Genomic DNA, 468 nt, shown 5'->3' on the forward strand with positions numbered 1-468 from the left:
GTTGAACGACGTGCCGAACCCGGCATAGATACTGCCCTCGGGGCGTGGCTTGACGATGACGCCGGCGCGTCCGCTGGTCATCGTGTCGACGCGATCGAACGTAGTGGCGACGCCGCCGACGGCAACAGCCGTGTAGTCGACGGCGAATCGATCCCAGCGCAATCCGCCGGTCAGCTCGAGGTGGTTGCCAATTTCGGCCGTGTCGAACGCGTAGGCCGCTGCGGAGTCGGCGCTGCCGTCGGTGCTGGCGCCGCTGCGGACGATGGGTCCTGGATACGCATCGAGCGGATTGGGATTGTAGAGATCCGCGGTTGGCGCCGTCGGGCCGGTGCGGGCGAAGTTCACCGAGCTTTCAGCGGTGACCTCGACGCCGGCGGTCACGGCATGCTTGATCGAGCCGGTATTGAACCGGCTGGTGAGATTGGTCTGGTTCGCCAGGATCTCGTCGGTCATGTCGCGCGATTGCAG

The 468-nt window shown here is 65.6% G+C and carries 1 protein-coding gene; it reads right to left on the bottom strand.

Annotation, left to right across the window (positions count from 1 at the left end; translation table 11 throughout):
• Positions 1–453, bottom strand: a 453-nt coding sequence (locus I6F37_RS38995) for a TonB-dependent receptor (RefSeq protein ID WP_225154223.1), incomplete at its 3' end; no start/stop codon positions are given.
• Positions 454–468: the final 15 nt, after the last annotated feature.

Source organism: Bradyrhizobium sp. NBAIM08, assembly GCF_020193935.1.
Taxonomy (GTDB): domain Bacteria; phylum Pseudomonadota; class Alphaproteobacteria; order Rhizobiales; family Xanthobacteraceae; genus Bradyrhizobium; species Bradyrhizobium yuanmingense.